The sequence below is a fragment of the Pseudomonas sp. NBRC 111132 genome (assembly GCF_001320565.1).
Classification (GTDB): Bacteria; Pseudomonadota; Gammaproteobacteria; order Pseudomonadales; family Pseudomonadaceae; genus Aquipseudomonas; species Aquipseudomonas putida_P.
The window spans coordinates 1-17,887 of record NZ_BCBI01000032.1 but is presented as its reverse complement, the minus strand read 5'-3'; the positions used below and the strand labels follow the sequence as shown (position 1 = coordinate 17,887).

Genomic DNA, 17,887 nt, shown 5'->3' with positions numbered 1-17,887 from the left:
CGCACCTGGACAAGGCATGTTTCATACCAGCTTGTGTAAATGAGCGTAGGTGCGGCCTTGCGCGTTGCCAGGGGGCGTATTGCATTCGGAATCCCGAAAAACATAGGAAAAGGTGTTCGGTTTTTCGGAGAAATCTGGATAATCAGCCGAAGCAGTGCTCTGGCCTCCGACAGCCAAACGGATTTGACAAACCCCGGTCCTGTTTCCATAGTTAGGTACCGCAAACGTTTGCTATCCGATAAAAAACACAAGATTCGGAGTCATCGTCCATGAAACTGCCGTTCCCCGGTCGTCTGCTGGCCCTCGCTGTCGTTTCCTCGCTTTCTCTCGCCCTGCCATTGTCGGCCGCCCACGCCGAAGACAAACCCAAGGTCGCCCTGGTCATGAAGTCGCTGGCCAATGAATTCTTCCGCACCATGGAAGACGGCGCCAAGGACTACCAGAAAGCCCACGCCAGTGAATTCGACCTGGTCGCCAATGGCATCAAGAACGAAACCGACACCGGCGAGCAGATTCGCATCGTCGAGCAAATGGTCAATTCCGGCGCCAAGGCGCTGGTGATTGCCCCGGCCGATTCCAAGGCACTGGTGTCGGCGGTGAAGAAGGCCATGGACCAGGGCGTTGTAGTGATCAACATCGACAACCGTCTGGACCCTGATCTGCTCAAGAGCAAAGGCATCAGCGTACCCTTCGTTGGCCCCGACAACCGCAAGGGCGCGCGCCTGGTCGGCGACTACCTGGCCAGCCAGAAGCTCAAGGCCGGCGACCAGGTGGGCATCATCGAAGGCGTGCCGACCACCACCAACGCCCAGCAACGCACCGCCGGCTTCAAGGACGCCATGGAGGCCGCACAGATGAAGATCGTCTCGGTGCAAAGTGGCAACTGGGAAATCGACAAAGGCAACGCTGTCGCGGCGTCCATGCTCAACGAATACCCCGAACTGAAAGCCCTGATGGCTGGCAACGACAGCATGGCCCTGGGTGCGGTATCGGCCGTGCGTGCTGCCGGTAAGACCGGCCAGGTGCAAGTGGTGGGCTACGACAACATCAACGCCATCAAACCGATGCTTGGTGATGGTCGCGTACTCGCCACCCTCGACCAGGCCGCCAGCCAGCAGGCGGTGTACGGCATCCAGGCGGCGCTGAAAATGGTCAAGGGCGAGAAGCCTGATGTGGATGACGACAACGTCATCCAGACCCCGGTCAAACTCATCACCAAGAAGCCCTGACGCTGCCAGGAGAACGGCCATGCCTGCATTGGCCAACGAAGTGGTACTCGCCGCCCGTGGGTTGGGCAAGACTTACGCCCAGCCCGTGCTAGGCGACGTCAGCCTGAGCCTGCGCGCCGGCGAAGTGCTGGCCCTGACCGGCGAAAACGGTGCGGGCAAAAGTACCCTGTCCAAGCTCATCAGTGGCCTGGAGGTGCCCACCACCGGGCTCATGACCTATCGCGGCCAGGCCTACGCGCCCGCCAGCCGCAGCGAGGCCGAGCGCCTCGGTGTACGCATGGTCATGCAGGAGTTGAACCTGCTGCCGACACTGACCGTGGCGGAAAACCTGTTCCTCGACAACCTGCCCAGCCGCTTTGGCTGGATCAGCCACAAGCGCCTGCGCCAATTGGCCACGGCCGCCATGGCCCAGGTCGGGCTCGATGCCATCGACCCGGATACCCCGGTGGGCGAGTTGGGTATCGGGCATCAGCAGATGGTCGAAATCGCCCGCAACCTGATCGGTGACTGCCATGTGCTGATCTTCGACGAGCCCACTGCCATGCTCACTGCGCGCGAGGTGGAGTTGCTGTTCACCCAGATTGAGCGCTTGCGCCAGCGTGGCGTGGCCATCGTCTATATCTCGCACCGCCTGGAAGAGTTGCAGCGCGTGGCTCAGCGCATCGTTGTGCTGCGCGATGGCAAACTGGTGTGCGATGAGCCGATACAGCGCTACAGCAGTGCCGAACTGGTCAACCTGATGGTCGGCCGCGAACTGGGCGAGCATATCGACCTGGGCCGCCGGCAGATCGGTGCCCCCTTGCTCAAGGTCGACAAGCTAAGCCGTGCTGACAAGGTGCGCGAGGTGTCGTTCGAGGTCAGGGCAGGGGAAATCTTTGGCATATCCGGCCTGATCGGCGCCGGCCGCACCGAGCTGCTGAGGCTGATCTACGGTGCCGACCGTGCCGACAGTGGCAGCATCGCGCTCGGCCAGCCACTTCAAGCGGTAACCATCGACTCGCCCAAGGCCGCCGTGCGGGCGGGTATCGCGCTGATTACCGAAGACCGCAAAGGCGAGGGCCTGCTGCTGACGCAGTCGATCAGCGCCAACATCGCCCTGGGTAACCTGGGCGCGGTATCGCGGGCCGGCGTGCTCGATGGCCAGGCAGAGCAAGCCCTGGCCGAACGCCAGATCCAGGCCATGCGCATTCGCAGTGCCGGCGCGCAGCAGGTAGTGGGCGAGCTGTCTGGCGGCAACCAGCAGAAGGTGGTGATCGGCCGCTGGCTGGAGCGCGATTGCCAGGTGCTGCTGTTCGACGAACCTACCCGTGGCATCGATGTGGGCGCCAAGTTCGACATCTATGGCCTGCTGGCCGAACTGGCGCGCCAGGGCAAGGCCCTGGTGGTGGTGTCCAGCGACCTGCGCGAGCTGATGCTGATTTGCGACCGCATCGCTGTGCTGTCCGCCGGCCGCCTGATCGACACCTTCGAGCGTGAGCATTGGACTCAGGATCAGCTGTTGGCCGCCGCCTTTGCCGGATATCAGAAACGTGACGCACTGCTGCACGATGCAGCACCCAGGAAGAATGCATGAAAACCACCCCGCTAGACAGCCAAGGCGTCGCTCCCGTGCGCCGCAGTGGCACGTACTTTGGCTTGGCCACTTACTTGGGCTTGGCTGGCGCTTTGCTGGCGATGATCGTGTTGTTCTCATTCCTCAGCAGCCACTTTTGGTCTTACAGCACCTTCAGCACCTTGGCCAACCAGATCCCGGACCTGATGGTACTGGCGGTGGGCATGACCTTCGTGCTGATTATCGGCGGTATCGACCTGTCGGTGGGCTCGGTGCTGGCGCTGGCTGCCTCCGCGGTGAGCGTGGCGATTCTCGGCTGGGGCTGGGGCGTGCTGCCCTCGGCGATGCTGGGCATGGCCGTGGCCGCGCTGGCCGGCAGCATTACCGGGTGCGTAACCGTGGCCTGGCGCATCCCGTCATTCATTGTTTCGCTCGGCGTGCTGGAAATGGCCCGTGGTCTGGCCTACCAGTTCACCGACTCGCGCACCGCCTATATTGGCGATGCCTATGCCTGGTTCTCCAACCCGGTCGCCTTTGGTATTTCGCCAGCCTTCATCATTGCCTTGCTGGTAATCGTGTTGGCCCAGCTGGTGCTGACCCGTACGGTATTCGGCCGCTACCTGATTGGCATTGGCACCAACGAAGAAGCCGTACGCCTCGCCGGTATCGACCCGCGGCCCTACAAAGTGTTGGTGTTCGCCTTGATGGGCCTGCTCGCCGGCCTGGCCGCGCTGTTCCAGATCTCGCGGCTGGAAGCCGCCGACCCCAATGCTGGCTCCGGCCTGGAACTGCAGGTGATTGCCGCTGTAGTGATCGGCGGCACCAGCCTGATGGGCGGGCGTGGCTCGGTTATCAGCACCTTCTTTGGCGTACTGATCATTTCCGTACTGGCCGCCGGGCTGGCGCAGATCGGCGCCAGCGAACCAACCAAACGCATCATCACCGGGGCGGTGATCGTCATCGCCGTGGTGCTCGACACTTACCGCAGCCGGCGTGCAGCCCGGCGGAACTGACAACATGGCAACCATCAAAGATGTCGCGGCGCTGGCGGGTATTTCTTACACCACCGTGTCCCATGTACTGAACAAGACCCGACCCGTCAGCGAACAGGTGCGGTTGAAAGTGGAAGCCGCCATTATCGAACTGGATTATGTGCCCAGTGCGGTGGCCCGCTCACTCAAGGCGCGTAGCACGGCCACCATCGGCCTGCTGGTGCCCAACAGCGTCAACCCGTACTTCGCCGAGCTGGCGCGGGGTATCGAAGACGCCTGCGAACGCAACGGCTATTGTGTGATCCTGTGCAACTCCGACGACAACCCGCAGAAGCAGCGCAGTTACCTGCGCGTGCTGCTGGAAAAACGCATCGACGGCCTGGTGGTAGCCTCGGTGGGCCAGGACAGCGACCTGCTGCAAAGCCTGGCCTGTGTACGCACGCCCATGGTCATCGTCGACCGTGAGCTGGAGGGCGTCGATGCCGACCTGGTGCGTATCGACCACGAGCATGGCGCGTACCTGGCCACCCAGCACCTGCTGGAGCTTGGCCATCGCGACATCGCCTACATCGGCGGCCCTGCCGAAACCGGGGTTACTCAGCTGCGCCTGTGCGGCTTTCGCCGCGCCATGATCGAAGCCGGTGCGCCCCTGCTGGGCAACCGTGTGCTGCACTGCGACTTCACCAGCCCAGGTGGCCATGCGGCGGCAACGCAGGTGCTGGAGGGCAAGCGGCCCACGGCAATTTTTGCCGGCAATGACATGATTGGTTTCGGCGTGCTGCGCGCTGCAGCCGAACGCAATATCAGCGTACCCGGCGAACTGTCGGTGATCGGCTTCGACGACATCGAACTCAGCCGCTACGTCTACCCGCCGTTGACCACGGTGGGCCAGTCGATTCGCGAGCTGGGCGAAAGTGCCGCTTCACTGTTGCTGACGCGTATCGGTACACCCCGGCAAGGCGCGGCAGAGCAACGCATCATTGCCCCGCGCATCGTCTTGCGTGAGTCCACCGGGCCACGCCCGGACCTGTTCAATGATTACCGCTAACGCTAAGGAAATGTCATGAATGCCAAGGTTGTGGTGGTCGGCAGCCTCAATATGGACCTGGTGGCCCGCGCGCAGCGCCTGCCCAGGGCCGGCGAAACACTCCCCGGCGAAAGCTTTTTCACCGTGCCGGGCGGCAAGGGCGCTAATCAGGCCGTGGCAGTGGCACGGTTGGGCGGTAGCGTGGCGATGATCGGCAATGTGGGGGACGACGATTATGGTCGGCAACTGCACCGGGCATTGTACGTCGAGGGTATCGACTGCCAGGGCGTAAGCACGTGCCCAGGGGTTTCCAGTGGTGTCGCACTGATCACCGTGGATGCCGCCAGCCAGAACTGTATCGTTATCATTCCCGGCGCCAACGGCCTGCTTACGCCACGGTCGGTGCAGCGTTTCGATGCGCTGTTGCAGGCGGCTGAAGTGATCATTTGCCAACTGGAAGTGCCGGCCGAAACCGTGGCCTGGACCCTGGCCAGAGGGCATGAGCTGGGTAAGCAGGTAATCCTGAACCCAGCACCTGCTACCGGTCCCTTGCCGGCGGACTGGTTTGCGCATATCGATTACCTCACCCCTAACGAAAGCGAGGCCGAAGCGTTGACCGGCATGGCGGTGACCGACCAGGAAAGCGCCCGGCGCGCTGGCGAGCGGCTGCTGCAACTGGGGGCGGGGAAAGTGATCATCACCCTGGGTGCGCAAGGGGCCTTGCGGATTACTGCTCAAGGCCACCAGCACTATCCGGCGTCGGTGGTGCAACCGTTGGATACCACCGCTGCCGGCGATACCTTTGTCGGTGGCTTTGCGGCCGGGCTGGTGCGGGGGCTGGAGGAGGGCGAGGCTATTGTGTTTGGCCAGCGTGCCGCCGCATTGTCGGTCACCCGTGCCGGTGCCCAGCCGTCGATTCCTTACCTGGCGGAGCTGACACCATGAAGAAAACCCCATTGCTGAACGTTGCCCTGTCGCGGGTTATTGCCGGCATGGGGCATGGTGACATTCTAGTGATCGGTGATGCCGGGCTACCGGTGCCGCCGGGCGTGGAGATGATCGACCTGGCCGTTACCCCAGGGTTGCCGGATTTCGCCAGCGTGTTGCGGGCAGTGCTGAGCGAATTGCAGGTAGAGCGGCACGTGCTGGCTGAAGAAATGCAGAAAGTCGTGCCACCAGCGCTGGTCGAAATCGAGCGACTGAAGGGCAAGCTGGGCAAGCGCGAATGGCTGAGCCATGAGAATTTCAAAGTGCTTTCGCGCAGTGCCCGTGCAGTGGTGCGCACAGGTGAATGCCAGCCCTACAGCAACATCGCCCTCATATCCGGCGTCACCTTCTAAGGGCGGGGGGGCAAAGCGGCCCCGGAAACCGCCACCCAGGCAACAGGAGTGCCACCCATGCTCAAACCCCTGCTACAAGGAATCGCCTTCATGGCCACTGCTTCCACCCTTCAGGCCGCCCCTATCGACCTGATCATCGACACTGACCCTGGCGCCGATGATGTGGTCGCGCTGTTTCTGGCCATGGCCTCACCCGACGAACTCAACATCCGCGCCATCACTACAGTGGCTGGCAACGTGCGTCTGGAAAAAACCTCGCGCAACGCGCGCCTGGCTCGCGAATGGGCGGGGCGCGAAGATATCCCCGTCTACGCCGGTGCCGGTCGCCCGTTGGTGCGCACACCTATCTATGCTGCCGACGTACACGGCGAAGAAGGCCTCACTGGCGTACCGGTGCACGAGCCGAAAAAGCCCCAGGCCCAGGGCAATGCCGTGCAGTACCTGATCGACACCCTCGGCGCGGCCACACCCCACAGCATCACCGTGGCCATGCTCGGCCCGCAGACCAACCTGGCCCTGGCGTTGATTCAGCGCCCAGACATCGTCAAGGGCATCAAAGAGGTGGTCGTCATGGGCGGTGCCCATTTCAACGGCGGCAACATCACCCCGGCGGCGGAGTTCAACCTTTACGCCGACCCACACGCCGCCGAAGTGGTGTTGGCCAGCGGCGTGCAACTGACCTACTTGCCGCTGGATGTCACCCACAAGCTGCTGACCAGCGACGCCCGCCTGAAGCAACTGGCCGCCGTGAATAACCAGGCCAGCAAACGCGTGGTAGATATCCTCAATGCCTACATCACCCACGACATGGACCTGTACGGCATGCCCGGCGGCCCGGTGCACGACGCCAGCGTCATCGCCTACCTGTTAAAGCCCGAGCTTTTCAGTGGCCGGCGCATTCACATGAGCGTCGACAGCCGCGAAGGCCCAACGTTTGGCCAGACGATTGCCGACTGGTACGGCGTGCTCAAGCAGCCGGCGAATGTGCTGTGGGTGGAGCAGGGCGATGCCCAGGGGCTGTTCGATCTGCTCAGCGCCCGGTTGGCACGATTGGAATAACCGGGTGCGGCGCGTAACGCTCAAGCACTTGCTCGATGAAGCCGCGCGCGGCTTCAGCGCCGCGATCGCGCACCAGCAGGTCGATGCCAATCAACAGCAGCTCCTCCGGTGTGCCGGGGCTGTACGCGCTCTGGCCCTCGGCCCATTTGACCTTGATATCGGCATCGATGTTGTGGGTGCTCATGAAAAGCTCTCGCTTGGGGCCCGGAACGAAGGGGAACACCTGACCCTGGTGTTCGATGGAGGCGGGATGCGCTCCACTTCTTGCAACAAATCATGGCTTTGCGCCAGTGATCGTGCGAGCTAAGCATATGGCAAACGCAGTGGGTTGTGCAAAATCCGGTCACGATTGCTTTTCGCCTCGCAGCTGCAGTTCAGGCAGACTTGGCCGGTTTTGCAACAAATGATGAGTGGAGCTGTCGGATCAGGCAGTTCCCAGACCGATTTAGGAGGCTTCATGTTCCGTACCCGTGCTTACCTGGCAACCCTGGCGGTGGCTGCTGTCCTGGCTGGTTGCAGCACTGGTGACAACGCTGGTGGTGGTGCTGCGCCGGCCACGCCAGCAGGCAACGACGGCCGTTGCGAAGCCAGCGGCGCTGACTTTGCCATTGGCAAGCCGGCCAGCGCCGAATTGTTGGAGCAGGCGCGCAAGGCCAGCGGCTCGCAAATGGCGCGTATTCTCAAGCCGCACGACGTGGTTACCCTGGAATACCGCTCCGAGCGCTTGAACCTGAATGTGGACGAGCAGGGCAACGTGACCCGCGTCAACTGCGGTTGATGCAGGGCTGAGGGGCCATCAGGCCCCCGAAACATGGCGTGCCCGCATAGGCCATTTCACTCAGCCCATGCAAACGCCCATAAAAAAACCCGCCATAAGGGCGGGTTTTTTTACAGCTTCCGAATTACTCCGGACGAACCTGTGCAGCCTGCATGCCCTTCTGACCGCGCTCGGCGACGAAGGAAACAGTTTGGCCTTCTTTCAGGCTCTTGAAGCCGTCAGATTCGATGGCCTTGAAGTGAACGAACAGGTCGTCGCCGCCGCCTTGTGGGGTGATGAAGCCGAAGCCTTTCTCATCATTGAACCATTTGACGGTGCCGGTTTGGCGATTGGACATGGGATGAATCTCCAGAAACTTGAAATTTTTCGAAGTGCCATAGACGCCTGAGCTGTCTGGCACAGATGACATCATAGTCTAATTCTGCGGATGTAGCGCCTTTTACCTTCATCGGATGTTGATTCAAGGCAAAGAATCGCTCGCCAACCTTGGCTTTAAGGTTTCAGCTTTTTGGTTTACAAGCCTGCTGAACGACCGTCTGGGCCTTCTGCATCAGCTTGGCGTCCACGCCATCCTGGCTGTCCAGGTCGGCAATCTCGGCATCGGTAAAATTCTTTTTGATGGCTTGCGCGCCACAGTCGCAGTGCTTTTTCGCAGTGGCAGCGTCAACACCCTGGCCGCTGGCCACCTGCGTGCACTGGGTCATGTAGCCGGCCTCCTTCCCAGGTGGGAAGTTGCCGGCGTTCGCAGCCACGGGCAGCAGCAGGGCGCCAGCGGCCGCCAGGGCCAGAAGAGACGGAACTCGCATAACCAGTTACTCCTTGGGTTAAGGTCTCATCAAGAGTAGGTTGCTTCCCAAGGTCTGATAGGCATTTTTTCCTGATAGTTCACCGCTGCGGTGCAATTTCCAAATATTTCTGCCTGGGGTGCAACCCGCGTGCTAGCATGCTCGGCTTGTGGTCGCGTTGTTGCCGGCTACAGCTATCTTTTTTCTTTCCAGTCACTCTGGTTCGTCCCTGACAAGTCGAAAGGCTTCTGCCACTGTGAGGCAGGCTTTCCTTAAAGAAAGGCAGGTCGGATCTTGTACTGGCTCATCCCAACCCACGTGACCTTTGGTAGGGGTCACCACTAGGAGAGGAGGCGCCATGCCCGTTATTACTCTTCCCGATGGCAGTCAACGTTCGTTTGATCACGCCGTATCCGTAGCCGACGTAGCCGCTTCCATCGGCGCGGGCCTTGCCAAGGCCACCGTGGCCGGCAAGGTCGACGGCAAACTGGTCGATGCTTGCGACCTGATCAGCAACGACGCCACCCTGCAGATCATTACCCCTAAAGATGAAGAGGGACTGGAGATCATCCGTCACTCGTGCGCCCACTTGGTTGGCCACGCCGTGAAGCAGCTGTACCCGACCGCCAAGATGGTGATCGGCCCGGTGATCGACGAAGGCTTCTATTACGACATCGCCTACGAGCGCCCCTTCACCCCTGAAGACATGGCCGCTATCGAAAAGCGCATGATGGAGCTGATCGAGAAAGACTACGACGTGGTCAAGAAGATGACCCCGCGTGCCGAAGTGATCGATGTGTTCAAGGCCCGTGGCGAAGACTACAAGCTGCGCCTGGTCGAAGACATGCCGGATGAGCAGGCCATGGGCCTGTACTACCACGAAGAATACGTCGACATGTGCCGTGGCCCGCACGTGCCGAACACTCGCTTCCTCAAGGCATTCAAGCTGACCAAGCTGTCCGGCGCGTACTGGCGCGGCGATGCCAAGAACGAGCAGCTGCAGCGCGTGTATGGCACCGCCTGGGCTGACAAGAAGCAGTTGGCCGCTTACATCCAGCGCATCGAAGAAGCCGAAAAGCGCGACCACCGCAAGATCGGCAAGCAGCTCGACCTGTTCCACCTGCAGGAAGAGGCCCCAGGCATGGTGTTCTGGCACGCCAACGGCTGGACCGTCTACCAGGTACTCGAGCAGTACATGCGTGGCGTGCAGCGTGAAAACGGCTACCAGGAAATCAAGACCCCGCAAGTTGTCGACCGTATCCTCTGGGAGCGCTCCGGCCACTGGTCCAACTACGCCGAGAACATGTTCACCACGTCGTCGGAAAGCCGTGACTACGCGGTAAAACCGATGAACTGCCCGTGCCACGTGCAGGTGTTCAACCAGGGCCTGAAAAGCTACCGTGACCTGCCGCTGCGCCTGGCCGAGTTCGGTGCCTGCCACCGTAACGAGCCGTCTGGCGCCCTGCACGGCATCATGCGCGTGCGTGGCTTCGTACAGGACGACGCGCACATCTTCTGCACCGAAGAGCAGGTGAAGAAAGAAGCTGCCGACTTCATCAAGCTGACCCTGGACGTGTACAAGGACTTCGGCTTCAGCGACATCGCCATGAAGCTGTCCACCCGTCCGGCCAAGCGTGTAGGTTCTGAAGAGTTGTGGGACCGTGCCGAAACGGCGCTGGCCGACGCCCTGAACGAATCGGGCCTTGAGTGGGAATACCAGCCAGGCGAGGGCGCCTTCTACGGCCCGAAAATCGAGTTCACCCTGCGCGACTGCCTCGGCCGTAACTGGCAGTGCGGTACCCTGCAGTACGACCCGAACCTGCCAGAACGCCTGGATGCCAGCTATATCGCCGAAGATAACAGCCGTGTTCGCCCGGTCATGCTGCACCGCGCCATTCTCGGTTCGTTCGAACGCTTCATCGGCATGCTGATCGAACACTACGCTGGCGTATTCCCGGCGTGGCTGGCCCCGACCCAGGCGGTGATCATGAATATCACCGACAAGCAGGCCGATTTCGCCCTCGAGGTAGAGAAATCTCTGAACGGTAGCGGTTTCCGTGCCAAGTCGGACTTGAGAAATGAGAAGATCGGCTTTAAAATCCGCGAGCATACTTTGCTCAAGGTCCCGTACCTTTTGGTTATAGGGGACCGCGAAGTCGAAACGCAAACCGTCGCTGTGCGTACTCGCGAAGGCGCAGACCTGGGCTCCATGCCCGTCGCCCAATTCGCTGAGTTGCTGACACAAGCGGTTTCCCGGCGTGGTCGCCAAGAATCGGAGTAATGACTATTAAGCGTGAAATGAGAAACGATAAGCGTGCTGTACCGAAGGCCCCGATCAACGAGAATATCTCGGCCCGCGAGGTTCGGTTAATTGGCGCAGACGGCGAGCAGGTTGGCATCGTCTCGATTGATGAAGCGCTGCGTATCGCTGATGAAGCGAAGCTGGATCTGGTAGAAATTTCTGCAGACGCGGTACCACCGGTCTGCAAGGTCATGGACTACGGCAAGCACCTCTTCGAGAAGAAGAAGCAGGCTAACGAAGCCAAGAAAAACCAGAAGCAGATCCAGATCAAAGAAATCAAGTTTCGTCCAGGGACGGAGGATGGGGATTACCAGGTAAAACTACGCAACCTGGTACGTTTCCTTACCGATGGGGACAAGGCCAAGATCTCTCTGAGATTCCGTGGTCGTGAGATGGCCCACCAGGAGCTGGGCATGGAGCTGTTGAAGCGGGTCGAAGCCGACCTCGCCGAATACGGCACCGTTGAGCAGCATCCTAAGATGGAAGGACGCCAGCTTATGATGGTCATCGCCCCCAAGAAAAAGAAGTAATCTCCCGGGCACGGCAGGCCTGATGATTATGTGTAATTTTATCGAATGCGGAGTTCCAACATGCCAAAAATGAAAACCAAAAGCGGTGCTGCGAAGCGCTTCCTGAAGACAGCTTCGGGCTTCAAGCACAAGCACGCTTTCAAGAGCCACATCCTGACCAAAATGTCGACCAAGCGTAAGCGTCAACTGCGCGGTGCCAGCTTGCTGCACCCGTCCGACGTAGCAAAAGTCGAGCGCATGCTGCGCGTTCGTTAATTCTGGTTAAGATAGAGGAAGTTACTCATGGCTCGTGTTAAGCGCGGCGTTATCGCTCGTAAGCGTCACAAAAAAATTCTGAAACTGGCTAAAGGTTACTACGGTGCACGTTCGCGCGTATTCCGTGTAGCCAAGCAAGCGGTCATCAAGGCAGGCCAATACGCCTACCGCGACCGTCGCCAGAAGAAGCGTCAGTTCCGCGCACTGTGGATCGCTCGTATCAACGCCGGTGCCCGCACCAACGGTCTGTCCTACAGCCGTCTGATTGCTGGCCTGAAAAAGGCTTCGATCGAAATCGACCGTAAGGTTCTGGCTGATCTGGCAGTGAACGAAAAAGCGGCGTTTGCTGCGATTGTCGAGAAAGCTAAAGCCGTTCTGGCTTAAGTACCCGCGACAATCACCCGGCGGCGCTAGCGCTGTCGGGCATTGAACGTCATCGATAGGGGAAGAGCCTTCAAAGCTCTTCCCCTATTTTCGTATCTGGAGTCTGTACATGGAAAACCTGGATGCGCTGGTCTCCCAAGCCCTAGAGGCCGTGGAACGCGCTGAAGACATCAACGCCCTGGAACAGATCCGGGTTAATTATCTCGGCAAGAAGGGCGAGCTGACCCAGGTGATGAAGACCCTGGGCAACCTGCCAGCCGAAGAGCGGCCGAAAGTTGGCGCGCTGATCAACGACGCCAAAGAGCGCGTTACCGTTGTGCTCAATGCCCGCAAGGCCGCCTTTGAAGAAGCCGAGCTCAGCGCTCGCCTGGCTGCCGAGTGCATTGACGTCACCCTGCCAGGTCGCGGCCAGGCCACCGGTGGCCTGCACCCGATCACCCGTACACTCGAGCGCATCGAGCAGTTCTTCACCCACATCGGCTACGGCATCGCCGAAGGCCCAGAGGTCGAAGACGACTACCATAACTTCGAAGCGCTCAATATCCCTGGCCACCACCCGGCCCGGGCGATGCACGACACCTTCTACTTCAATGCCAACATGCTGCTGCGTACCCACACCTCGCCGGTGCAGGTGCGGACCATGGAGTCCACTCAGCCGCCAATCCGCATTGTTTGCCCTGGCCGCGTATACCGCTGCGACTCGGATATCACCCACTCGCCGATGTTCCACCAGGTCGAAGGCCTGCTGATCGATCGCGACATCAACTTCGCCGACCTCAAGGGCACCATCGAAGAATTCCTGCGCGTGTTCTTCGAAAAAGAACTGGCGGTACGTTTCCGCCCATCGTTCTTCCCCTTCACCGAGCCTTCCGCTGAAGTCGACATCCAGTGCGTGATGTGTTCCGGCAATGGTTGCCGCGTGTGCAAGCAAACTGGCTGGCTCGAAGTGATGGGCTGCGGCATGGTGCACCCGAACGTGCTGCGCATGTCCGGCATCGACCCTGAAGAGTTCCAGGGCTTCGCCTTCGGCATGGGCGCCGAGCGCCTGGCCATGCTGCGCTATGGCGTCAACGATTTGCGTCTGTTCTTCGACAACGACCTGCGCTTCCTCGCGCAATTCCGCTAGGTCAATGCCCGACGCAACTTTCAGGAGAACAGCATGAAATTCAGTGAACAGTGGCTGCGCGGTTGGGTAAACCCGCAAGTCTCCCGTGACGAACTGGTCGCCCGCCTGTCCATGGCCGGCCTCGAAGTCGACAGCGTTACCCCCGCTGCCGGCCAGTTCAGCGGCATCGTCGTGGGCGAAATCCTCGCCACCGAACAACACCCGGACGCCGACAAGCTGCGCGTGTGTCAGGTGACCAACGGCCAGGAAACTTTCCAGGTCGTATGCGGCGCGCCTAACGCCCGCCCAGGTATCAAGATCCCGTTCGCCATGATCGGCGCCGAGCTGTCTGGCGACTTCAAGATCAAAAAGGCCAAGCTGCGCGGCGTCGAGTCTTTCGGCATGCTGTGCTCGGCTGCCGAGCTGGAAATCAGCGAAGAGAACGATGGCCTGCTGGAATTGGCGGCTGACGCCCCGGTTGGCGAAGACATTCGCAAGTACCTGAGCCTGGACGATGCCAGCATCGAAATCGGCCTGACCCCCAACCGTGGCGACTGCCTGTCCATCGCGGGCTTGGCCCGCGACGTCAGCGCCCTGTACGACACCCCGGTCACTCGTCCGGTCGTGCCAGCCGTAGCGGCGGCCCACGACGAAGTGCGCCCGGTCGAAGTCAGTGCCCCGGCTGCCTGCCCACGCTACCTGGGCCGTGTTATCCGTAACGTCGACCTCAGCAAGCCAACCCCACTGTGGATGGTCGAGCGCCTGCGCCGCAGCGACGTGCGCAGCATCGACGCCGCCGTCGACATCACCAACTACGTGATGCTTGAACTTGGCCAGCCGATGCACGCCTTCGACCTGGCGGAAATCAACGGCGGCATCCGCGTGCGCATGGCTGAAGAGGGCGAAAAGCTCGTCCTGCTCGATGGCCAGGAAGTGGCCCTGCGTGCCGATACCCTGGTGATCGCCGACCACACCCGCGCCCTGGCCATCGCCGGCGTCATGGGTGGCGAGCACAGCGGTGTGAATACCGAAAAAACCCGCGACCTGTTCCTGGAAAGCGCGTTCTTCGAGCCGATTTCCGTCGCCGGTAAAGCCCGCTCCTACGGCCTGCACACCGATGCCTCGCACCGCTATGAACGCGGCGTCGACTCGCAGCTGGCCCGCGAAGCCATGGAGCGCGCCACTCAGCTGCTGCTGGACATCGTTGGTGGCGAAGCCGGCCCGATCGTCGAAGCCGTCAGCGAACAGCACCTGCCGCAAGTGGCCCCTGTCACCCTGCGCGCCGAACGCATCACCCAGATGCTCGGCATGGAAATGGACCCAGCCCAGGTCGAGCAACTGCTCAACGCCCTGGAACTGACCACCACTCGCAACGGGGAAGGGCAGTGGACCGTCAACGTCCCGAGCCATCGCTTCGACATCAGCCTGGAAGTCGACCTGATCGAAGAACTGGCCCGCCTGTACGGCTACAACAACCTGCCGGTTCGCTACCCGCAAGCCCGCCTGGCCCCCCAGGGCAAGCCAGAGACTCGCGGTGACCTGCCGACCCTGCGTCGTCTGCTGGTTGCCCGCGGCTACCAGGAAGCCATCACCTACAGCTTCATCGACCCGAAACTGTTCGAACTGTTCAGCCCGGGCGTAGAGCCGCTGCTGTTGGCCAACCCCATCTCCAGCGACATGGCCGCCATGCGCGCGTCCCTGTGGCCGGGCCTGGTCAAGGCGCTGCAGCACAACCTGAACCGCCAGCAAGACCGCGTGCGCCTGTTCGAAAGCGGCCTGCGCTTTGTCGGCCAGCTCGGTGACCTGCAGCAGCAGCCGATGATTGCCGGCGTAATCACTGGCAGCCGCCTGCCAGAAGGCTGGGCCAACGGCCGGGACGGCGTCGACTTCTTCGACGTCAAAGCCGACGTGGAAGCCCTGCTGGGCTACTCCGGTGCCCTGAGCGACTTCACCTTCAGCGCCGGCAAGCACCCAGCCCTGCACCCAGGCCAGACCGCCGCCATCGAGCGTGACGGCAAACTGGTCGGCTACCTCGGCGCCATCCACCCAGAGCTGGCCAAGGCCCTGGACCTGGACCGCCCGGTATTCCTGTTCGAGCTGGTGCTGGGCGACGTGGTCGAAGGCCGCCTGCCGAAGTTCAGCGAGCTGTCCAAGTTCCCGGAAACCCGTCGCGACCTGGCCTTGATCGCAGGGCGTGATGTAGCTTCTAGCGCGGTGCTTGAATTAATTCGTGACAATGCAGGCGAATGGCTCACAGACCTCAGGCTGTTTGATGTCTACCAAGGTAAAGGCATTGATCCTGATAGAAAAAGCCTTGCCGTCGGCTTGACCTGGCAGCATCCATCGCGCACTCTTAACGACGATGAGGTGAACACTACCCTGCAAAACATCCTCACCTCGCTCGAACAAAGGTTGAACACCACGTTAAGGAAATAACGGCATGGGTGCTCTGACGAAAGCTGAGATGGCCGAAAGGCTGTACGAGGAGCTGGGGCTTAACAAGCGTGAGGCCAAGGAATTGGTCGAGCTGTTTTTCGAAGAAATTCGGCACGCACTTGAAGAGAACGAGCAGGTGAAGCTGTCCGGTTTCGGCAACTTCGACCTTCGCGACAAACGCCAGCGGCCGGGCCGCAACCCCAAGACAGGGGAAGAGATCCCGATCACTGCACGGCGCGTCGTCACCTTTCGTCCAGGGCAGAAGTTGAAGGCCCGGGTTGAGGCCTATGCTGGAACCAAGCCATAACGACGAACTGCCCCCCATACCGGGCAAGCGCTACTTCACCATTGGTGAAGTGAGTGAGCTTTGTGCGGTTAAGCCGCACGTGCTGCGGTATTGGGAGCAGGAGTTCGACCAGCTTAACCCTGTGAAGCGGCGGGGCAACCGGCGGTATTACCAGCGCCAGGATGTGCTGATGATCCGCCAGATTCGTGCGCTGCTTTATGACCAGGGGTTCACCATTGGCGGCGCCCGGTTGAGGCTCTCCAGTGATGAGGCTAAGGATGAATCCAGCCAATACAAGCAACTGATTCGTCAGATGATTGTTGAGTTGGAGGATGTGTTGGTAGTGTTGAAGAAATGAGCTTGTTTGCTGGTAAGTGAAAATTCTTTGAGAAAAAGCTTTCATTTATCAGGAGGTTAGGGTAGATTCTTCATCGTTCTCAGCAGTATCGAGAATAGAGTCGGGGCGTAGCGCAGCCCGGTAGCGCACTTGCATGGGGTGCAAGGGGTCGAGTGTTCGAATCACTCCGTCCCGACCATATATTTCAACGACTTAGCCACCTTCGGGTGGCTTTTTCGTTTTTGCATGTGGGGAGTTTTTCGGGACTTCATCCGATTTTCCTCTTCAAGATCGTCAACACCGGCCCGCGAGAGTCAGTTGTTGATACCATGTTCGCAGCCTCAATCAGCTTGCCCAGCTCAGCGCCGGAGTAGTGGCTGGTGATGCTGCCGTTCTTGTGCCCGAGCAGTGACTTCCGATCCTCTTCTGTAACGCCTGCTGCCCGCAGTCGTCGACCGAAGGTGTGCTTCAAGTCGTGAATCCTGATCGAGGCATATCCAGGGTGAGCGGGGCGAAGGTTTTCCTCCTGCCAGAGTTTCGCCGCTCTCACCCGTGCCTTCTTCCATGCCGAATCGTTCATCCGGTGCATCGCTGTGCCGTTGTATGGGAATACCCATTCCTTGCTGATCCCGCGCTGCCTTTCAATAATCGACTTGGCCACGTTGTTCAGCACCACCAGGCGCTCGTCGCCATTCTTTACGCCAGACCGGGCGTGTCTCCCGCCGAAGTCAGCAGGGATCAGGAAAACACTGGTTCCCAGTTCCGGCACCGATATCTCCCAATCCCACCTCAGCTTGCACACCTCTTGCTCCCGGCAGCCCGTGTTTACCTTGAACAGGGCCATCGTTTGCAGATGGCCCGGTAACTCGTTGAAGAGGATCGACTGCTCTTCCCATGACATAGGGTAGGGCTTGCGGCTCGACTTCTTCTCTTCGAGCTTTCTCAGCATGGGTACACTGTCCAGCCATGGGCGGCGATCATCGTCTCGCCACTTCCTGGCGCAGAGCGTCAAAACCCGGACCGCGCGCTCGATGGCGATGTTGATCGTCCGGTTGCTCACGGCCTTTTCAATGGTCCCATCCGGCAGAACCTTTTCTGTCTGCCGATCCCTGATAAACGGCTCCAGCGCCTGGTCATCGATGTGCGTCAGCGGTAGGTGGCCCAGGTACGGGTGAAGCTGTTTCATGCACAAGGCAGTCAGGTGAATGGAGGGCTGATCCTTGACCTCAAGGAGGTAGCGCATTGCCGCCTCCTCCCAGGTGTGCACCTGCCGAACGCCGTACACCTTCCGTTGACGCATCTGCTCGAGCTTGTGGATCAAGTACTGCTCTGCTTCTTCCCGGTCACCAGTTCCAGTACTCTCTCGAATTCGCTCCCCTTTGTAGACTTTGTCGATTTGCCAGACACCGCCCTTCTCGTAGAGGCCGGTGATCGTTTTTCGCGCCATGTATCATCTCCTCGGCGCTCGCTGCGGGGCCGATTGTTGTCCT

The 17,887-nt window shown here is 60.5% G+C and carries 20 protein-coding genes and 1 tRNA gene; 17 read left to right on the top strand and 4 right to left on the bottom strand.

The window, feature by feature from the left end; translation table 11 throughout:
- Positions 1-269: 269 nt before the first annotated feature.
- From APH35_RS16280 to APH35_RS16250, 7 genes are read left to right on the top strand one after another with little or no spacing between them, the layout of a single operon-like run.
- Positions 270-1,229, top strand: a complete 960-nt coding sequence (locus APH35_RS16280; RefSeq protein WP_060515101.1) for a sugar ABC transporter substrate-binding protein — start codon at positions 270-272, stop codon at positions 1,227-1,229.
- A gap of 19 nt (positions 1,230-1,248) precedes the next feature.
- A complete protein-coding gene (locus APH35_RS16275) occupies positions 1,249-2,802 on the top strand; it encodes a sugar ABC transporter ATP-binding protein (RefSeq protein WP_060515100.1) in 1,554 nt (517 codons plus the stop codon).
- Positions 2,799-3,794, top strand: coding sequence for an ABC transporter permease (locus APH35_RS16270; RefSeq protein ID WP_060515099.1), 996 nt, complete (start codon positions 2,799-2,801; stop codon positions 3,792-3,794). The genes APH35_RS16275 and APH35_RS16270 overlap by 4 nt, the downstream gene beginning before the upstream one ends.
- Before the next feature lie 4 nt (positions 3,795-3,798).
- Positions 3,799-4,821 carry a LacI family DNA-binding transcriptional regulator gene (locus tag APH35_RS16265; protein ID WP_012273101.1) on the top strand — a complete coding sequence of 341 codons (1,023 nt, stop codon included), beginning with the start codon at positions 3,799-3,801 and terminating at the stop codon, positions 4,819-4,821.
- Positions 4,822-4,836: 15 nt separating this feature from the next.
- Positions 4,837-5,745 carry a ribokinase gene (gene rbsK, locus APH35_RS16260; RefSeq protein ID WP_012273100.1) on the top strand — a complete coding sequence of 303 codons (909 nt, stop codon included), beginning with the start codon at positions 4,837-4,839 and terminating at the stop codon, positions 5,743-5,745.
- Entirely contained in the window at positions 5,742-6,140 is a 399-nt protein-coding gene (gene rbsD, locus APH35_RS16255; protein WP_012273099.1) for a D-ribose pyranase, read from the top strand. Before rbsK ends, rbsD begins: the two co-directional genes overlap by 4 nt.
- 57 nt (positions 6,141-6,197) lie before the next feature.
- The gene (locus APH35_RS16250) at positions 6,198-7,199 is read left to right on the top strand and encodes a nucleoside hydrolase (protein ID WP_060515098.1); all 1,002 of its coding nucleotides are present in this window, start codon (positions 6,198-6,200) and stop codon (positions 7,197-7,199) included.
- Here the strand turns inward: APH35_RS16250 and APH35_RS16245 are convergent.
- Positions 7,171-7,383: a hypothetical protein gene (locus tag APH35_RS16245; RefSeq protein ID WP_041166542.1), complete on the bottom strand. Its 213-nt coding sequence runs from the start codon at positions 7,381-7,383 to the stop codon at positions 7,171-7,173. The genes APH35_RS16250 and APH35_RS16245 overlap by 29 nt on opposite strands.
- 273 nt (positions 7,384-7,656) lie before the next feature.
- On the opposite strand from APH35_RS16245, the gene APH35_RS16240 reads away from it, so the two are divergent.
- Entirely contained in the window at positions 7,657-7,977 is a 321-nt protein-coding gene (locus APH35_RS16240) for an I78 family peptidase inhibitor (protein WP_060493920.1), read from the top strand.
- A 124-nt stretch (positions 7,978-8,101) separates the two neighbouring features.
- Here the strand turns inward: APH35_RS16240 and APH35_RS16235 are convergent, their stop codons facing one another.
- Together APH35_RS16235 and APH35_RS16230 are read right to left on the bottom strand one after the other, a co-directional pair.
- Positions 8,102-8,314 carry a cold-shock protein gene (locus APH35_RS16235; RefSeq protein ID WP_012273095.1) on the bottom strand — a complete coding sequence of 71 codons (213 nt, stop codon included), beginning with the start codon at positions 8,312-8,314 and terminating at the stop codon, positions 8,102-8,104.
- Positions 8,315-8,477: 163 nt separating this feature from the next.
- The gene (locus tag APH35_RS16230; protein WP_012273094.1) at positions 8,478-8,783 is read right to left on the bottom strand and encodes a hypothetical protein; all 306 of its coding nucleotides are present in this window, start codon (positions 8,781-8,783) and stop codon (positions 8,478-8,480) included.
- Between the two features lie 337 nt (positions 8,784-9,120).
- Here APH35_RS16230 and thrS point away from each other — a divergent pair, with 337 nt between their 5' ends.
- From thrS to APH35_RS16185, 9 genes are all read left to right on the top strand, one after another.
- Positions 9,121-11,043: a threonine--tRNA ligase gene (gene thrS / locus APH35_RS16225; RefSeq protein ID WP_012273093.1), complete on the top strand. Its 1,923-nt coding sequence runs from the start codon at positions 9,121-9,123 to the stop codon at positions 11,041-11,043.
- On the top strand, positions 11,043-11,594 hold the full coding sequence (gene infC, locus APH35_RS16220) for a translation initiation factor IF-3 (protein WP_012052879.1): 552 nt from the start codon (positions 11,043-11,045) through the stop codon (positions 11,592-11,594). Before thrS ends, infC begins: the two co-directional genes overlap by 1 nt.
- A 60-nt stretch (positions 11,595-11,654) precedes the next feature.
- A complete protein-coding gene (rpmI, locus tag APH35_RS16215; RefSeq protein ID WP_003250667.1) occupies positions 11,655-11,849 on the top strand; it encodes a 50S ribosomal protein L35 in 195 nt (64 codons plus the stop codon).
- 27 nt (positions 11,850-11,876) lie between these two features.
- Complete coding sequence (gene rplT, locus APH35_RS16210) at positions 11,877-12,233, top strand: 50S ribosomal protein L20 (RefSeq protein WP_003250671.1); 357 nt, start codon at positions 11,877-11,879, stop codon at positions 12,231-12,233.
- A gap of 109 nt (positions 12,234-12,342) precedes the next feature.
- Positions 12,343-13,359, top strand: coding sequence for a phenylalanine--tRNA ligase subunit alpha (gene pheS / locus APH35_RS16205; RefSeq protein ID WP_003250674.1), 1,017 nt, complete (start codon positions 12,343-12,345; stop codon positions 13,357-13,359).
- 33 nt (positions 13,360-13,392) lie between these two features.
- A complete protein-coding gene (gene pheT, locus APH35_RS16200; RefSeq protein ID WP_012273092.1) occupies positions 13,393-15,774 on the top strand; it encodes a phenylalanine--tRNA ligase subunit beta in 2,382 nt (793 codons plus the stop codon).
- A gap of 4 nt (positions 15,775-15,778) precedes the next feature.
- Positions 15,779-16,081, top strand: coding sequence for an integration host factor subunit alpha (ihfA, locus tag APH35_RS16195; RefSeq protein WP_003250679.1), 303 nt, complete (start codon positions 15,779-15,781; stop codon positions 16,079-16,081).
- Positions 16,062-16,418: a MerR family transcriptional regulator gene (locus APH35_RS16190; protein WP_003250681.1), complete on the top strand. Its 357-nt coding sequence runs from the start codon at positions 16,062-16,064 to the stop codon at positions 16,416-16,418. The genes ihfA and APH35_RS16190 overlap by 20 nt, the downstream gene beginning before the upstream one ends.
- 101 nt (positions 16,419-16,519) lie before the next feature.
- Positions 16,520-16,596, top strand: a tRNA-Pro gene (locus APH35_RS16185).
- A 69-nt stretch (positions 16,597-16,665) separates the two neighbouring features.
- Here the strand turns inward: APH35_RS16185 and APH35_RS16180 are convergent.
- Positions 16,666-17,844, bottom strand: coding sequence for a tyrosine-type recombinase/integrase (locus APH35_RS16180; protein WP_046787169.1), 1,179 nt, complete (start codon positions 17,842-17,844; stop codon positions 16,666-16,668).
- Positions 17,845-17,887: the final 43 nt, after the last annotated feature.

What these genes read in the sequence shown, in the direction of transcription:
- APH35_RS16250 (WP_060515098.1), top strand. Translation starts at nt 6,198, where the DNA reads ATGCTCAAACCCCTGCTACAAGGAATCGCCTTCATGGCCACTGCTTCC.
- rbsK (WP_012273100.1), top strand. Translation starts at nt 4,837, where the DNA reads ATGAATGCCAAGGTTGTGGTGGTCGGCAGCCTCAATATGGACCTGGTG.
- APH35_RS16230 (WP_012273094.1), bottom strand. Translation starts at nt 8,783, where the DNA reads ATGCGAGTTCCGTCTCTTCTGGCCCTGGCGGCCGCTGGCGCCCTGCTG.
- rbsD (WP_012273099.1), top strand. Translation starts at nt 5,742, where the DNA reads ATGAAGAAAACCCCATTGCTGAACGTTGCCCTGTCGCGGGTTATTGCC.
- pheS (WP_003250674.1), top strand. Translation starts at nt 12,343, where the DNA reads ATGGAAAACCTGGATGCGCTGGTCTCCCAAGCCCTAGAGGCCGTGGAA.
- APH35_RS16245 (WP_041166542.1), bottom strand. Translation starts at nt 7,383, where the DNA reads ATGAGCACCCACAACATCGATGCCGATATCAAGGTCAAATGGGCCGAG.
- APH35_RS16270 (WP_060515099.1), top strand. Translation starts at nt 2,799, where the DNA reads ATGAAAACCACCCCGCTAGACAGCCAAGGCGTCGCTCCCGTGCGCCGC.
- APH35_RS16235 (WP_012273095.1), bottom strand. Translation starts at nt 8,314, where the DNA reads ATGTCCAATCGCCAAACCGGCACCGTCAAATGGTTCAATGATGAGAAA.
- APH35_RS16190 (WP_003250681.1), top strand. Translation starts at nt 16,062, where the DNA reads ATGCTGGAACCAAGCCATAACGACGAACTGCCCCCCATACCGGGCAAG.
- APH35_RS16275 (WP_060515100.1), top strand. Translation starts at nt 1,249, where the DNA reads ATGCCTGCATTGGCCAACGAAGTGGTACTCGCCGCCCGTGGGTTGGGC.
- APH35_RS16265 (WP_012273101.1), top strand. Translation starts at nt 3,799, where the DNA reads ATGGCAACCATCAAAGATGTCGCGGCGCTGGCGGGTATTTCTTACACC.
- APH35_RS16180 (WP_046787169.1), bottom strand. Translation starts at nt 17,844, where the DNA reads ATGGCGCGAAAAACGATCACCGGCCTCTACGAGAAGGGCGGTGTCTGG.
- pheT (WP_012273092.1), top strand. Translation starts at nt 13,393, where the DNA reads ATGAAATTCAGTGAACAGTGGCTGCGCGGTTGGGTAAACCCGCAAGTC.
- ihfA (WP_003250679.1), top strand. Translation starts at nt 15,779, where the DNA reads ATGGGTGCTCTGACGAAAGCTGAGATGGCCGAAAGGCTGTACGAGGAG.
- rpmI (WP_003250667.1), top strand. Translation starts at nt 11,655, where the DNA reads ATGCCAAAAATGAAAACCAAAAGCGGTGCTGCGAAGCGCTTCCTGAAG.
- APH35_RS16240 (WP_060493920.1), top strand. Translation starts at nt 7,657, where the DNA reads ATGTTCCGTACCCGTGCTTACCTGGCAACCCTGGCGGTGGCTGCTGTC.
- APH35_RS16280 (WP_060515101.1), top strand. Translation starts at nt 270, where the DNA reads ATGAAACTGCCGTTCCCCGGTCGTCTGCTGGCCCTCGCTGTCGTTTCC.
- infC (WP_012052879.1), top strand. Translation starts at nt 11,043, where the DNA reads ATGACTATTAAGCGTGAAATGAGAAACGATAAGCGTGCTGTACCGAAG.
- thrS (WP_012273093.1), top strand. Translation starts at nt 9,121, where the DNA reads ATGCCCGTTATTACTCTTCCCGATGGCAGTCAACGTTCGTTTGATCAC.
- rplT (WP_003250671.1), top strand. Translation starts at nt 11,877, where the DNA reads ATGGCTCGTGTTAAGCGCGGCGTTATCGCTCGTAAGCGTCACAAAAAA.